The organism is Pseudomonas vranovensis (assembly GCF_040438935.1).
GTDB classification, from domain to species: Bacteria; Pseudomonadota; Gammaproteobacteria; order Pseudomonadales; family Pseudomonadaceae; genus Aquipseudomonas; species Aquipseudomonas vranovensis.
The window spans coordinates 470,390-485,166 of sequence record NZ_CP159259.1; the positions used below are offsets into that span (position 1 = coordinate 470,390).

Consider the following 14,777-nt stretch of genomic DNA (forward strand, 5'->3'; position numbering starts at 1 on the left):
CCCGCGATTGCAATCCTGCAGTCCAATTGCAATCGCAGGGCACGTCGAGACGTCGCACCGGTGCTCCTGGCGCCGTCAGATTGGCAGGCGGGCAGTGGCGACCACGACCACGGCGATCCCCAGCAGCAGGTTGAAACCCACCACCCGGCGGATTTTCCCAAGAACCGTAGCACCGGTCGGCCAGTCTTCTGCCTTGACCGCTTTACGCAGCTCCGGCAGCAGCAATGACTGGATACGAATGAACAGCGCAATCATCGCGATCGCTCCGCCCATCATTACCTGAACATAGCGTGGCGCCCCGTCGAAGCCGGCAAAACGCATGTGCAGCATGCCCACGCCGCTAATGACCAGCACAGCGATCGCCACCCAGACCCACACGAAAAAACGCTGAAATACTGCTGCCCATAAACGCAGGCGAGCGGGGCCATCAAGGGCTGCAACCGCCGCAGGCCGCAGGATCAACCAGGCGAAGAACATCCCGCCGACCCACACCAGGGCGGCCAGGACGTGCAGGCTATAAGGAAGGGCAAAGGCGGCCATCGGGATCTCCATTCGGCGCAAAGGGCAATAGCGGGGTATGATAGCGACCCAATCGAAACACTGAAAATTTATCCAGCCCTCCGGGCGCCCCGACACCATGATCAGCACCGAACTCAAAACCACGATTCAGGGCGCCTATTCGCGTTTTCTCGAAGCCAAGAGCCTCAAGCCTCGCTATGGCCAACGCCTGATGATCGCCGAAGTGGCAAAGGTCCTTGGCAATATCGACTGCGATGACGAAGGTCGCCGTGTTGGTGAACCCGCCATTGTGGCGGTCGAGGCCGGCACCGGTACCGGCAAGACGGTCGCCTATAGCCTGGCTTCGATCCCCGCTGCCAAAGCCGCTGGCAAACGCCTGGTGATCGCCACGGCGACGGTCGCCTTGCAGGAGCAGATCGTTTTCAAGGACCTGCCCGACCTGATGCGCAACAGCGGCCTGAACTTCAGCTTCGCCCTGGCCAAGGGGCGTGGCCGCTACCTGTGCCTGTCCAAGCTCGACCTGTTGCTGCAGGAGGGCCATGCACAATCGGCCACCGCTCAGTTGTTCGAAGAGGAAGGCTTCAGGATCGAAGTCGACGAGGCCAGCCAGAAGCTGTTCACCAGCATGATCGAGAAGCTTGCCGGCAACCGTTGGGACGGTGACCGCGACAGCTGGCCCCAGGCCCTCGAAGACCAGGACTGGGCCCGGCTGACCACCGATCATAGCCAGTGTACCGGTCGCCACTGTCCTAACTTCGGCCAGTGCACCTTCTACAAGGCCCGTGAAGGCATGGGCAAAGTCGATGTCATTGTCACCAACCACGACATGGTCCTGGCCGACCTGGCCCTGGGCGGCGGTGCGGTGCTGCCTGATCCGCGCGATACCATCTATGTATTCGACGAAGGCCACCACCTGCCCGACAAGGCCATCGGCCATTTCGCCCACTACACCCGCCTGCGTTCCACCGCCGATTGGCTGGAGCAGACTGCCAAGAACCTGACCAAACTGCTGGCCCAGCACCCGTTGCCGGGCGATCTGGGCAAGTGGATCGAGCAGGTGCCGGAGCTGGCCCGGGAGATCAAGGCCCAGCAGCAGTTCATGTTCAGTGCCTGTGAGCAGGTGGCTGACTTCCGTCCCGGCGAAGACATGGAAGGCCGTGAACGGCCGCGCCATCGCTTCGAGGGCGGGGTAGTGCCCGAGCATATGCGCGAGATGGGCATCGAGCTGAAGAAGGGTTTCTCACGCTTGACCGACCTGTTCACCCGCCTGACCGACTTGCTCAAGGAGGGCATGGATGCGGAGGTGAGCATCGGCATTGCCAGCCATCAGGCTGAAGAGTGGTATCCGCTGTTTGGCAGTCTGCTGATGCGTGCCCAGGGCAACTGGGAGCTGTGGACCGCCTTCACCGCCGAAGACCCGGAAGACAGCCCGCCCATGGCGCGCTGGCTGACCCTGGCCGAGAGTGGCGCGCTGTTCGATATCGAGGTCAACGCCAGCCCGATCCTGGCGGCCGAGATGCTGCGCCGCAACCTCTGGAACGTCGCCCATGGCGCGTTGGTGACCTCGGCAACGCTGACGGCGCTGGGTAAGTTCGATCGCTTCCGCATGCGTGCCGGCCTGCCCAAGGACGCCGTGACCAGCGTCGTGCCCAGCCCGTTCCATCATACTGATGCAGGTGTTCTGCGGGTGCCGGACCTGCGTGCCGATCCGCGGGACGCCGCCGCCCATACCGCAGCGATCATTCGTGACCTGCCGGCGCTGGTCGAAGGCTCGCGCGGTACGCTGGTGCTGTTCTCTTCACGCAAACAGATGCAGGACGTGTTCGACGGCCTGGACCGGGACTGGCGCAAGCAAGTGTTCATTCAGGGCAACCTGTCCAAGCAGGAAACCTTGAACAAGCACAAGGCGCGGGTCGATGGCGGTGACACCAGCGTGTTGTTCGGCCTTGCCAGTTTTGCCGAGGGTGTCGACCTGCCAGGCGCCTATTGCGAGCATGTGGTGATTGCCAAGATTCCGTTCGCGGTGCCCGATGATCCGGTCGAGGCTGCCCTGGCCGAGTGGATCGAGGCGCGTGGCGGCAACCCGTTCATGGAGATCGCCGTGCCGGACGCCTCGTTGCGTCTGATCCAGGCCTGCGGTCGCCTGCTGCGTACCGAAGAGGATCGCGGCACCATCACCCTGCTGGATCGACGCGTCGTCACCCAGCGCTACGGCAAAGCTATTCTCAACGCTCTGCCGCCGTTTCGACGGGAAATTTCCTGACCCCCGCAGAGAAATACGCCGGGGCGTTGTCTATGACTCAGTTCAAGGCCCGCAAGGGCCCTCAAGGAGAGCTCCAGCCCTATGATTCGCCGTACCTTGCCCGCTGTCTTCGCCCTGTTGTTCAGCACCCCGTTGCTGGCCGGGCAACAGACGCTGTTCAGCTTCGTGCGCCCGGCCGCCGTGGTCAATGTGGCGACCGAGGATGCCAGTTTGCCGCAATACAATGCAGAGCAGACGGCCGAGGGTGAGGTATTGCGCCGGGTGGTATTCAACCCCGTCGAGCGGCCCAGCCTGAAACTGAGCCCGCAATCGGGCGCCTGGGACTGGTCCAGTGCTACGGCCATGACCTTGCGCCTGCAAAGCGGCATGGACTGGCCACTCACGGTAGATGTCACGGTACTGAGTAGCGACGGCAAGACGCTCACCAGTCGTATCGACTTGCCGGCTGGCCCAGCGCAGACGGTGTTGGTGCCGTTGAAGGCGACCTCAGCGCTGAGCCAGGGCATGCGTGCCGGGCCACCGATGCCGTGGGTACATGAAGGCCAGCGTTGGTTGTTGACCAGCAGCGCGGGCGAGGTGGACCTCAAGCAAGTGGTGTCGGTGACCTTGTCGATGAACAAGCCCAACGTTGCCCAGAGCCTGATGATCGAGCGCGTTGGAACCCAGGACGATGAGCAAGTGCAAAAGGCCGTCTATACCGGCTTGATCGATGGCTACGGCCAGTCCACCCGGGCGCGCTGGCCGGAAAAGATTGTCAGCGACGACCAGCTCAAGGCAGCGGCGGCTCGCGAACAGCAGCAACTCAAGGGCTGGATGGCCGAGCGCAGCCAATTGCCCCACGACAAGTTCGGTGGCGTGACCACCGGCGTACGCTTCGAGGCCAAGGGTTTCTTCCGCACCGAAAAGCAGGACGGGCGATGGTACCTGGTCACTCCTGAGGGCCATCCGTTCTATTCGCTGGGCGTCAATGCGGTCGCCCCCGACGGTGGGCGCACCTATGTGGCTGGGCGCGAGTCGATGTTCACCACCTTGCCACAGGAGGGCGAGCCGCTGGCGCAGTTCTATGGTGAAGGTGACAACAACGACGGCAACGGCTCGTCCAGCGGGCGCGGTTTCAACCAGGGGCGCTGGTACGACTTCTATGCCGCCAACCTTGAGCGCACCCATGGCAAGGCCTGCACCCCGGCTGCTGCAACCGACACAGCGCCGGCAGTGGACTGCCCGGCGTCAGTCGTGGACAAGCAGCGCTGGCAGGGTCATACCCTTGATCGCCTGCAGGGTTGGGGGTTCAACACCCTGGGCAACTGGAGCGATTCCGCCGTGGGGCAGGCTGATCGCATCGCCTATACCTTGCCGCTGTCGATCGTTGGTGACTACACCAGCATCAGCACGGGCATGGATTGGTGGGGCCGTATGCCCGACCCGTTCGACCCTCGCTTTGCCATGGCCACGGAACGTGCGGTAGCCATTGCCGCGCGAGACCACCGCGACGACCCCTGGTTGATCGGTTATTTCGCCGACAACGAACTGGCCTGGGCCGCGCCGGGCGATGATCCCAAGGCGCGCTATGCCCTGGCCTACGGGACGCTGCGCCTGACCACCGATGTGCCGGCCAAGCGTGCCTTCCTCAAGCAGTTGCGCGACAAGTACCGTAACCAGGCGGGGTTGTCCAAGGCCTGGGGTATCGACCTGCCGGCCTGGGAACTTATGGAAGACCCAGGTTTCGAGCCGCCCTTGCCAAGCCCGGAGTACCCGGAGATCGAGGCCGACTTCAAATACTTCCAGAAGGTATTTGCCCAAACCTACTTCAAGACCATATCCGACTCCTTGAAGTGGCATGCACCCAATCACTTGCTGCTGGGCGGGCGCTATGCGGTCAGTACGCCGGAAGCGGTGGCTGCCTGTGCCGAGTTCTGCGATGTTCTGAGCTTCAACTTCTACACACCCAAGCCCCAGGACGGTTACGATTTCAGCCAACTCAATGCGCTGGACAAGCCGGTGCTGGTCTCCGAGTTCCAGTTTGGCTCGCGTGATCGCGGCCCGTTCTGGCCAGGGCCGATGGAGGTGGCCAAGGAGGAGGCGCGGGGGCCTTCCTATGCTGCCTTCGTCAAGGCCGCACTGGCTGAGCCAACGATTGTCGGGGTGCACTGGTTCCAGTACCTGGATCAACCGGCCAGCGGGCGTTTGCTGGATGGGGAAAACGGACACTTCGGCCTGGTGGGCATTACCGATGTACCGTTCCAGGGTTTTGTCGAGAGTGTGCGTAAAAGCAACCTGCAGGCGCAGGCGCAGATCGGCAAGCTCGCAGCGCCCGAAAAGGCAGCAACAGCCCCGTAATCCCTGCTTGTCGACCCGGCGCACCTGCGTGCGCCGGGCCGCACTGCTTTCTGGGCAGGCAACTGCCTGACCGCTGTCTGTTCCCAAATCCGCCGCAGGCTGAAACAATGCACGCCATTTTGGGTTTTGGTGTATTCGGGAGCGGCTGGGTGCAGATTCAGGGTCATTACGAGCTTAAGTTCGAAGCAGTGCGCGAAGCCTTCGCGGCGTTGTTCGACGATCCTCAGGAACGTGGTGCGGCGCTGTGTATCCAGGTGGGTGGCGAGACGGTCGTTGATCTCTGGGCGGGTACCGCCGACAAGGACGGTGCCGAGGCCTGGCATAGCGATACCATCGCCAATCTGTTTTCCTGCACCAAGGCCTTTGCGGCGGTTACCGCCCTGCAATTGGTAGGTGAGGGCAAGCTGTCGCTGGACGCTCCGGTTGCCCGTTACTGGCCAGAGTTTGCCCAAGCCGGCAAGCAGGCGATCACCTTGCGCCAGCTGCTCTGCCACCAGGCCGGGTTGCCGGCCATTCGTCAGTTGTTGAGTGCCGAGTCCTTCTATGATTGGCAGACCATGGTCGACACCCTGGCCGCTGAAACGCCCTGGTGGACACCCGGGAGCGCTCACGGTTATGCGGCGATCACCTACGGTTGGCTGATCGGTGAGTTGATTCGCCGCGCCGACGGACGTGAGCCGGGTGAGTCCATTGTTGCCCGCACGGCACGGCCCCTGGGCCTGGATTTTCACATTGGCCTGGCCGATGAGCAGTTCCACCGGGTGGCGCATATTGCCAGGGGCAAGGGCAACATGGGCGATGAAGCGGCCCAGCGCTTGCTGCAGGTTACCCTGCGCGAGCCGGAGGCACTGTCTACCCGTGCCTTCACCAACCCGCCAGGGATGCTGACCAGCACCAATAAGCCCGAGTGGCGGCGGATGCAGCAGCCTGCGGCCAACGGTCATGGCAATGCCCGCAGCCTGGCAGGGTTCTATGCCGGCTTGCTCGACGGCAGCCTGCTTGAGTCCGAGTTGCTGGATGAGCTGACCCGCGAACACAGCCTGGGTGATGACAAAACCCTGTTGACCCGCACCCGTTTCGGCCTGGGCTGCATGCTCGACCAGCCGACGGTAGCCAATGCCACCTTCGGTCTGGGCAGCAAAGCCTTTGGTCATCCAGGCGCGGGCGGGTCGGTCGGGTTTGCCGACCCTGAACACGATGTCGCCTTCGGTTTTGTAACCAATACCCTGGGGCCTTATGTACTGATGGACCCGCGAGCGCAGAAGCTGGTACGGGTCTTGGGCAGTTGCCTTTGATCGGTTAACCCCGGTGTTACCTGAACCCTTTGGCTATTCTGGATTCCAATGCTCAACACTTTTGAGCAGAATTTCTTTCATTTTCATGGTGTATCGCTGATGTCTTCACATAAAACCTTAGCTCTCGCCCTGTGCCTGGCCATGACCGGTTGCGCGCAGCACTCTCAGAATGGCGCGGTAGATGGCGGGCTCAACTGGTGGCCATTCGGTTCGGACAAGGTCGCCGACAAGGAAGTGAAGGAAGTGGTAACCGAAAAGGTCGCCAAGGCCGATGCCAAGTCGGAAAACTCCAGCCGCTGGTGGTGGCCGTTCGGCGAGAGCGCCAAGAACAACACCCCTGTCGTGCCGAAGATCGACCACAAGGCCACCCAGGCCTGGCTGGACAGCTACGAGCCGCGACTGCGCGAGGCCATCAAGGACAGCAAGTTCGAAGTCGAGCGTCGTGAAGACGTACTGGTGGTCACGGTGCCGGTGGACTCTTCCTACAATCCTGATCGCCCGGCCATGCTCCTGCCGGTAACCTTGGGGCCAATCACCCGGGTGGCCAAAGCCATCGAGACCGACAAACAGACCGCCGTGCTGGTCCTGGGCCATGCCGACACCAGCGGCGCCGCAGCGCTCAATCAGAAACTCAGCCAGGAACGTGCGCAGTCGATTGCCGCGATCTTCCGTCTCAGCGGTCTGGAACGTGATCGTCTGAATTTGCGGGGCATGGGCTCGGAAATGCCTCGTGCAGCCAACGACAGTGTTGAAGGCCGAGCCTTGAACCGTCGCGTAGAACTGGTACTGACCCCACAAAACACCATGATTGCCTTGCTCGCCAAGTACAAACAGCCAACCCCGAGCCCGGCAGCACTGGTCGCTGTGCAGGATGCCAAGGCGCCGGTCAAGGCGGCTGTGAAACCTGCGTCCAAGGCACCAGCGAAAGCAGCCAGCACGGCCAAGAAAGCCCCGGCCAAGACCGCTGCCGCAAAGAAGAAAGCCCCCGTTGCCAAGCCTGCGGCTAAAAAGCCTGCACCGACAGCGAAAAAAGTGGCCGCCAACACCAGCCCTGCGAAGACCAACTGATCGTCAAGGAACGCAGCAATGACCCAGACCCTGGCCGATATGCGCCGCGATTACACCCGTGATGGCCTGGCAGAAGCTCAGGCCCCGGACGAACCCTTCGCGTTGTTTCGCCACTGGTTCGACGACGCGGTGAAAACCGAGCTGCCGCCGGTAGAAGCCAATGCCATGACCGTGGCGACGGTCGACGCTGACGGTCGCCCGCACTGCCGGGTCTTGTTGCTCAAAGGCCTGGATGACAAAGGCTTCACCTTCTTCACCAATTACGAGAGCGCCAAGGGGCAGCAACTGCTGGCCAACCCCCATGCGGCCATGACCTTCTTCTGGCCAGCCCTTGAGCGTCAGGTGCGCATCGAAGGCAAGGTGGTCAAGGTCAGTGCCAAGGAGTCGGATGAGTATTATCAGGTGCGCCCGTTGGGCAGCCGCCTGGGGGCCTGGGCATCACCGCAGAGTCGGGTGATTGCGGGTCGCGAGGAACTCGAGGGTCTGGTCAAGGCCACCGAGCAACGCTTCAGTGATACGCAGCCGCATTGTCCGGAACACTGGGGTGGCTACCGCTTGCTGCCCGAGCGCATCGAGTTCTGGCAGGGGCGCGCCAGCCGCCTGCATGACCGCCTCAATTACCGCCTGCAAGATGGCGCCTGGCTGCGCGAGCGCCTGGCACCTTAATCGGTATATCCCGCGGCCTCGCGTTCCAGCCAGGCCGCCAGCTCAGCGCGCTTGACCTTTTGCGCGCGCGCTTTGTCCAAGCATTCAAGCATGTAGGCTTTCTTGCGCTCATCCTTACCGGCCATCGACAGCGCCAGGTCGCGATCCATCCAGCGCCGGATGCGCACATACAACCACCAGTGAAAATACAGCCCTGCCACGGTCGTGACGACGACGATGAAGTAATCCATGACTATCCTTGCGCTAGACGTTTCTACAGACCGCATCGATGACACAGGCTGTATGGAAGCTGAATGGAAGCAATTTTACCCCGCATCGGTCGTGACAGTCGTCAACGCGCGGAGTCTAATGAACACCTGACTTTTGGAGACCATCCTATGCGTAAATCTGTTTTGCTGTTGGCCAGCTTCACCACGATGTCGATGCTGCTCACTGGCTGCGCCTCGAGCCTGACCGGCGATAGCTACTCGCGCGACGAAGCCCGCCGTGTTCAGACCGTACGTATGGGCACCATCGAATCCCTGCGGCCCGTCAAGATCGAAGGCACCAAGACGCCAATCGGTGGCGGTGCCGGCGCCGTTGTCGGCGGTGTGGCCGGTAGTGCCATTGGTGGCGGGCGCGGCAGCATCGTTGCTGCTGTCATCGGTGCCGTGGCCGGTGGCCTTGCAGGTTCGGCCGCTGAAGAGGGCCTGACCCGCACCCAGGGTGTGGAAATCACCGTACGTGAAGACGACGGCAGCATGCGAGCCTATGTGCAGGCAGTGCAGGAGAACGAGATTTTCCGCGTGGGTGAGCGTGTGCGCATCATGACCGTCGATGGCACCAGCCGGGTTTCGCACTGATACCCGAACAGCAATAAAAAACCCCGACTCGGCAATGCCGGTCGGGGTTTTTTATTGCCTTGTTCTTGCTCAGGCGGTGGAAGCTTTGCGGCTGGCCAGCGCGGTGATGGTGTAGCCGATCAGCGCGGCGAGAATGGAGCCGGTGAGAATACCCATGCGGTCCATACCGGCGTAATCGCTGCTGCCAGGCACGAACGCCAGCGAGCCTACGAACAGGCTCATGGTGAAGCCGATACCACACAGGATCGCCACACCCAGCACCTGGCCCCAATTCGCATTGGCGGGGAGGGCGGCGATGCCCAGCTTGACTGACAGCCAGGTCAGGCCGAATACCCCGAGGGTCTTGCCCAGCAACAAGCCCACGGCGATGCCCATCGGCACGTGGTGGGTGAAACTTTCGAGTGTGACGCCGGCCAGCGATACACCGGCGTTGGCGAAGGCAAACAAAGGCAGAATGCCGTAGGCCACCCACGGGTGCAGGGCGTGCTCCAGCGTCAACAAGGGGGAGGGTTCGGCATTGCGGGTTCGCAAGGGGATACACAGGGCCAGGGTGACACCGGCAAGGGTGGCATGGACACCACTCTTGAGCACGCAGACCCAGAGAATCAGGCCAATCACCATGTAAGGCCCCAGCTTGACCACTCCCATCCGGTTCATGCCGACCAGGGCCAGCAGGCAGGCACCCGCCAGCATCAGCGACAAGCTCGACAACTCGCCCGAATAGAAGAGGGCAATAACAACGATTGCACCCAGGTCATCAATGATGGCCAGGGTCATCAGGAACAGCTTCAGTGACACGGGTACACGCTTGCCCAGCAGGGCCAGTACACCCAGGGCAAAGGCGATGTCGGTGGCCATTGGAATCGCCCAGCCAGCGGTAGCGCTCGGGTCGTCCTTGTTCAGGAACCAGTAGATCAGGGCCGGGACGACCATACCGCCGATGGCAGCAGCCCCTGGCAGAACGATCTGCGACGGCTTGGACAGGTGACCTTCGACCACCTCGCGCTTGACCTCAAGGCCGATCAGCAGGAAGAACAGCGCCATCAAGCCGTCATTGATCCACAGCAGCAACGGCTTGGCGATTTTCAGTGCGCCAATCTGGGCGACCACGGGGACATCCAGCAGGCCGTTGTACAGGTACGATAACGGCGAGTTGTTGATGATCAGGGCCAGGGCAGCTGCAGCAATCAGTAATAGACCGCTGGCAGCTTCCAACTGAAAGAAACGTGTGAAAGTGCTACGCAGCAAGGGTGATCTCCATCCTGAGGGTTCAATAGGGCGACACCCTACCGTGAGAAGATATGCTTTAAAACAAAAAATATATTCGTTTTTGTTATAAGTGATGGCCATCTTGCCTCATGCAGCCTAGCAGTTGTATCGGAATATTTACTGCGGCTGTATCTGTTGGCTTTCGCTGGGGTTTCCTACCATGATCGCCTGCATTTCGATCTTTTCGGGGACTGGACCATGACTGATCACCGACTCTGGGCACGCGAAGCCATCCGTATCATCGAGGCTGACTTTCAGCGCAGTGCCGATACCCACCTGATCCCGCTGCCGCTGCCCGGGTTTGCCGATGTCGACTTGTATTTCAAGGACGAGTCCAGTCATCCCACGGGCAGCCTCAAGCATCGCCTGGCCCGTTCGTTGTTTCTCTACGCCTTGTGCAATGGCTGGTTGCGCCCCGGTGCGCCTGTGATCGAAGCCTCCAGTGGTTCGACGGCGATTTCTGAAGCCTACTTCGCGCGCTTGCTCGGTTTGCCCTTCATTGCCGTGGTACCCGCCAGTACCTCTCAGGAAAAGATCACCCAGATCGCCTTCTATGGCGGCCAGAGTCACCTGGTGGATGATCCGACGCAGATCTATGCCGAATCCGAACGCCTGGCGCGGGAAAGTGGTGGGCATTTCATGGACCAGTTCACCTACGCCGAGCGCGCCACCGACTGGCGTGCCAACAACAATATTGCCGAGTCGATCTACAGCCAGATGCGTTTCGAGCGCCATCCCGAGCCGAGCTGGCTGATTTCCAGCCCGGGTACGGGGGGCACCACGGCAACCCTGGGGCGCTATGTGCGTTATCGCCAGCACACCACCCGGGTACTGTGTGCCGATGCCGAGCGCTCGGTATTTTTCGACAGCTACAAGAGCGGTGATCGCTCCTTGCAGCTTGATTGCGGCTCACGGATAGAAGGCATTGGCCGTCCACGGGTAGAGGCATCGTTCCTGCCTCATGTCATCGACGCGATGGTCAAGGTGCCGGATGCACTGTCGCTGGCAGCCATGCACTACCTCGCCAAGCGTCTGGGGCGGCGAGTGGGTGGATCAAGCGGCACCAACCTGATTGGCGCGTTGATCGCGGCACGGCAGATGCGCACTGCCGGGGAGGCGGGCTCGATCGTGGCGATACTCTGTGATGGCGGTGATCGCTATGCCACCAGCTATTACGACCAGGACTGGCTGACGAAACAGGGGTATCAGTTGCAGGAGGTTATCGAGGCGGTGACGGCGTGCGTCGAGCGGGGCGAGGCGTTGCCCGAGACGATCTTGTGTGAAGGAATCTGAAATCATCGTGGGGCAAGCCTCACCGGTATTGTTTGTACCGATGGGGCTTGCCCCGTGATGTGGCCTTACTGCTGCAGGCCCAGCATGCTGCGCGCCACGGCCTCGGCAATGCGAATCCCGTCAACACCCGCCGAGAGGATCCCACCCGCATAGCCAGCACCTTCACCGGCCGGGAACAGGCCCTTGAGGTTGAGGCTCTGCAGGTTTGCATCACGGGTGATGCGCAGCGGTGAGGACGTGCGGGTTTCAATGCCTGTCAGCACGGCATCGTGCAGGTTGTAACCTTTGATCTGCCGATCGAAGGCAGGCAAGGCCTCACGTATGGCTTCGATGGCAAAGTCCGGTAGGCTCGGAGCCAGGTCGCCGAGGTTGACGCCGGGCTTGTACGATGGCTCGACACTGCCCAGGGCGGTAGACGGCCTGCCAGCGACAAAGTCGCCGACCAGTTGGGCCGGTGCCTGGTAGTTGCTGCCACCGAGCACGTAGGCGTGGGCTTCGAGTTTTTCCTGCAGTTCGATACCGGCCAGTGGACCGCCTGGGAAGTCTTGCTCTGGAGTGATACCGACGACGATGCCCGAGTTGGCATTGCGCTCGTTGCGCGAGTACTGGCTCATGCCGTTGGTGACTACCCGGCCTGGCTCGCTGGTGGCCGCCACCACAGTGCCGCCCGGACACATGCAGAAACTGTACACGGAGCGTCCGTTCTTGGCGTGGTGAACCAGCTTGTAGTCTGCCGCGCCCAGCTTCGGGTGCCCGGCATACTTGCCCAGGCGCGCCTGGTCGATCAGCGACTGTGGGTGCTCGATACGAAAGCCGATGGAGAACGGCTTGGCCTCCATGAACACGCCACGGGCATGCAGCATGCGGAAGGTGTCGCGGGCGCTGTGACCCAGGGCCATCACTACATGGCGCGAGTGCAGTTGTTCACCGCTTTGCAGCACCACGCCATTGAGTTGGCCATCGTCCATCAGCAGGTCGGTGACTTTCTGTTCAAAGCGTACTTCGCCGCCCAGCGCGTGGATCTCATGGCGCATGTTCTCAACCATGCCGGTGAGGCGGAAGGTACCAATGTGTGGCTTGTTGACGTAGAGGATCTCCTCTGGCGCCCCGGCCTTGACGAACTCGTGCAGCACCTTGCGACCATGATGGTGCGGGTCTTTGATCTGGCTGTAGAGCTTGCCGTCGGAGAAGGTGCCTGCGCCGCCTTCACCGAACTGCACGTTCGACTCGGGGTTGAGCACGCTCTTGCGCCACAGGCCCCAGGTGTCCTTGGTGCGCTGGCGAACTTCCTTGCCGCGTTCGAGGATGATCGGCTTGAAGCCCATCTGTGCCAGCAGCAGGCCGGCGAAGATCCCGCACGGTCCGAAGCCGACCACGATCGGGCGTTCCTGCAGGTCGGCAGGTGCCTGGCCAACCACCTTGTAGCTGACGTCCGGCGCGACATTGATGTTGTGGTCGTCGGCGAACTTCTCCAGCAGCTCGGTTTCGTTGCTGACGTTCAGGTCGATGGTGTAGATGAACAGCAGTTCGCTGTTCTTCTTGCGCGCGTCATAGCTGCGCTTGAACAGGGTGAAGTCCAGCAACTGCTCGTCGCTGATCCCCAGGCGTTGCACAATGGCCTCGCGCAGGGCTTCATCAGGATGATCCAGTGGCAGCTTCAGTTCGGTGATTCGTAACATGGCAGGGTCCAGTATCCCGGCCATGAACGGCCGGCGGCTTTACACAAACCGCCAAGTATAAGCTGTTCGCCGCCGTTGCAGGCAGGAGAAACGCGTGCGCCGATGATCAGTCGTTGCGTGCGCCGCCGTAATAAGCGCAGCCGCGCAGGGTCTGGCCATCGACGCGCAACTCGGCCATCAAGTGCTGCACGCCACCGGTGGCAATATCGACACAGCGTTGTGGGGCTACCCAGAGTTCCACGCGCTGGCCGTTGGCTTCGGTGCTGAGGCTGAAGCGGCCATCAGGCAGTTGCTCTTCCAGGTAAGGCACCGCGAGGGAGGGCTGGCCGGGGCGGTCCAGGACCATGCCCTTGCCACTGGCCTTGAGGTTCCAGTCTGGTTCGTGACCGCTGGCCCGCAGGGTCAGGCGCTTGAAGTTGGGGTCGCTGCAGGCACTGTTGGAGTGCTCGACCCGGTACAACCGTTGCACGTTCAATTGGCCGTCGTTGCCGGTTTTCTGGCTGGTAGACAGCGTGCCGTTGATATCGGCGAACAGCGTACCCGGCTCGTCTGCCAGGTCTGCTGCTTCCTGCAGGATGCCGGTGTTGCCTGCATCGAACACGGCAAAATGGCGGTTTTCCGTGCAGGGCTTGAACAGCAACTGGCCACCTTGTGCGCTCAACTCGCCCTGCATCCGAGTCATGCCAACGCCTGAGGCGGCCTGCGGTGTATCGGCCAGCATCTGGCAGCCGGCAAACAACGGCAACAAGGCGACAAGCAATAGCGAAGGGGCGGCACGCATCGAGCAAACTCCAGAGTCTCTACCAAAAGGTGCCGCCACGTTACGCAGGCTGGACGCCGATCACAAGGCCTCAGCCGACATGATAGGTCTGGCCGGTCTGCAGGCCTTCGACGCTCTTGGCGTAGGCCAGTGCCACCTCGGCTGCCGGTACGGGTTTGAACCCACGAAAATACGGTGCGTAGGCCGGCATCGCCTCGACCAGCACATTGGGGCTGATGGAGTTGACCCGCAACCCGCGCGGCAATTCGATGGCCGCCGCCTTGACGAAGGCATCGATGGCACCGTTCACCAGGCTCGCCGAGGCACCGGTACGGATGGGGTCATGGCTGGTGACGCCGGTGGTGAAGGTGAACGAACCACCATCGTTGATGAATTCCCGCCCAATCAGCAACAGGTTGACCTGGCCCATGAGCTTGTCGCCAAGGCCCAGGGCGAACTGGTCTTCGGTCATTTCAGCCAGCGGGGCAAACGTCACGTTGCCGGCTGCGCAGACCAGGGCATCGAAGCGACCGGTCTGCTCGAACAGGTGGCGAATCGATGTGCTGTCGCTGATATCCACCTGGTGGTCACCGCTGCTGCGACCGATACGAACCACTTGATGACGTTGTTCCAGTTCCTTGGCTACCGCTGAACCAATTGTGCCGCTGGCGCCGATCAACAGGATTTTCATGGAGCTGTTCCTTGCAGGTTGTGAGGGGAAGGCTCAAGTCTAGGGTGGATTTTTCTGCAGATAAGCGTGCTAATGGGCAACCTTTGGTTTTCATT

The 14,777-nt window shown here is 61.6% G+C and carries 13 protein-coding genes; 7 read left to right on the forward strand and 6 right to left on the reverse strand.

All coding sequences use genetic code 11. The features are described 5' to 3' along the window. Positions 1 to 75: 75 nt before the first annotated feature. Positions 76 to 540, reverse strand: coding sequence for a CopD family protein (locus tag ABVN19_RS02200; RefSeq protein ID WP_028943508.1), 465 nt, complete (start codon positions 538 to 540; stop codon positions 76 to 78). Positions 541 to 637: 97 nt separating this feature from the next. On the opposite strand from ABVN19_RS02200, the gene dinG reads away from it, so the two are divergent. The 5 genes from dinG (at position 638) to pdxH (ending at position 8,148) form a co-directional block, all read left to right on the forward strand. Beyond that, entirely contained in the window at positions 638 to 2,782 is a 2,145-nt protein-coding gene (gene dinG / locus ABVN19_RS02205; protein ID WP_028943509.1) for an ATP-dependent DNA helicase DinG, read from the forward strand. A gap of 81 nt (positions 2,783 to 2,863) precedes the next feature. Further along, the gene (locus tag ABVN19_RS02210) at positions 2,864 to 5,119 is read left to right on the forward strand and encodes a beta-agarase (RefSeq protein ID WP_028943510.1); all 2,256 of its coding nucleotides are present in this window, start codon (positions 2,864 to 2,866) and stop codon (positions 5,117 to 5,119) included. A 149-nt stretch (positions 5,120 to 5,268) separates the two neighbouring features. Continuing rightward, positions 5,269 to 6,414, forward strand: coding sequence for an EstA family serine hydrolase (locus ABVN19_RS02215; RefSeq protein WP_028943511.1), 1,146 nt, complete (start codon positions 5,269 to 5,271; stop codon positions 6,412 to 6,414). Positions 6,415 to 6,513: 99 nt separating this feature from the next. Further along, positions 6,514 to 7,482 carry an OmpA family protein gene (locus tag ABVN19_RS02220; protein WP_028943512.1) on the forward strand — a complete coding sequence of 323 codons (969 nt, stop codon included), beginning with the start codon at positions 6,514 to 6,516 and terminating at the stop codon, positions 7,480 to 7,482. Between the two features lie 18 nt (positions 7,483 to 7,500). Beyond that, positions 7,501 to 8,148 (forward strand): pyridoxamine 5'-phosphate oxidase, encoded by a 648-nt coding sequence (gene pdxH, locus ABVN19_RS02225; protein ID WP_028943513.1) that lies wholly within the window; start codon positions 7,501 to 7,503, stop codon positions 8,146 to 8,148. On the opposite strand, the gene ABVN19_RS02230 is transcribed toward pdxH, so the two are convergent. Next, on the reverse strand, positions 8,145 to 8,378 hold the full coding sequence (locus ABVN19_RS02230) for a hypothetical protein (protein ID WP_028943514.1): 234 nt from the start codon (positions 8,376 to 8,378) through the stop codon (positions 8,145 to 8,147). The genes pdxH and ABVN19_RS02230 overlap by 4 nt on opposite strands. A gap of 147 nt (positions 8,379 to 8,525) precedes the next feature. Here ABVN19_RS02230 and ABVN19_RS02235 point away from each other — a divergent pair, with 147 nt between their 5' ends. After that, positions 8,526 to 8,990: a glycine zipper 2TM domain-containing protein gene (locus tag ABVN19_RS02235; protein ID WP_028943515.1), complete on the forward strand. Its 465-nt coding sequence runs from the start codon at positions 8,526 to 8,528 to the stop codon at positions 8,988 to 8,990. A gap of 69 nt (positions 8,991 to 9,059) precedes the next feature. Here ABVN19_RS02235 and nhaA read toward each other — a convergent pair whose 3' ends face one another. Continuing rightward, positions 9,060 to 10,238, reverse strand: coding sequence for a Na+/H+ antiporter NhaA (gene nhaA / locus ABVN19_RS02240; protein ID WP_036989704.1), 1,179 nt, complete (start codon positions 10,236 to 10,238; stop codon positions 9,060 to 9,062). A 219-nt stretch (positions 10,239 to 10,457) separates the two neighbouring features. Between nhaA and ABVN19_RS02245 the strand changes: the two genes are divergently transcribed. Beyond that, positions 10,458 to 11,552, forward strand: coding sequence for a PLP-dependent cysteine synthase family protein (locus ABVN19_RS02245; RefSeq protein WP_028943517.1), 1,095 nt, complete (start codon positions 10,458 to 10,460; stop codon positions 11,550 to 11,552). A 65-nt stretch (positions 11,553 to 11,617) separates the two neighbouring features. On the opposite strand, the gene ABVN19_RS02250 is transcribed toward ABVN19_RS02245, so the two are convergent. The 3 genes from ABVN19_RS02250 to ABVN19_RS02260 form a co-directional block, all read right to left on the reverse strand. Beyond that, a complete protein-coding gene (locus ABVN19_RS02250) occupies positions 11,618 to 13,231 on the reverse strand; it encodes an NAD(P)/FAD-dependent oxidoreductase (RefSeq protein WP_105642208.1) in 1,614 nt (537 codons plus the stop codon). A gap of 106 nt (positions 13,232 to 13,337) precedes the next feature. Further along, a complete protein-coding gene (locus ABVN19_RS02255; RefSeq protein WP_028943519.1) occupies positions 13,338 to 14,012 on the reverse strand; it encodes a membrane protein in 675 nt (224 codons plus the stop codon). Between the two features lie 70 nt (positions 14,013 to 14,082). Next, positions 14,083 to 14,682, reverse strand: a complete 600-nt coding sequence (locus ABVN19_RS02260; protein ID WP_028943520.1) for a short chain dehydrogenase — start codon at positions 14,680 to 14,682, stop codon at positions 14,083 to 14,085. Between the last annotated feature and the right edge of the window lie 95 nt (positions 14,683 to 14,777).